1 rRNA gene is annotated in these 243 nt (G+C 42.4%); it reads right to left on the bottom strand.

The window, feature by feature from the left end:
- Positions 1-123 (bottom strand): 23S ribosomal RNA (locus tag GT1_RS22010); the annotation flags it as partial.
- Positions 124-243 lie beyond the last annotated feature (120 nt).

Raw genomic sequence — 243 nt, forward strand, 5'->3', positions numbered from 1 at the left:
CCCCATTCGGAAATCTAGGAGTCAAAGCTTGCTTGCAGCTCATCCTAGCTTTTCGCAGCTTACCGCGTCCTTCTTCGACTCTTGGCGCCTAGGCATCCACCGTATGCCCTTACTAACTTGACTTAATTGGTTTAAGCCGTTAATTGCTTACGTTTTACCTTCAGTTAAATCCTAATTGCGCGTTTAAGAACTTCTCATATTTGCATATAAGAGGTTATTTAAACTTTGCTTTCTTCTGTGCAG

It is taken from the genome of Sporomusa sp. GT1, assembly GCF_014634905.1.
Classification (GTDB): domain Bacteria; phylum Bacillota; class Negativicutes; order Sporomusales; family Sporomusaceae; genus Sporomusa; species Sporomusa sphaeroides.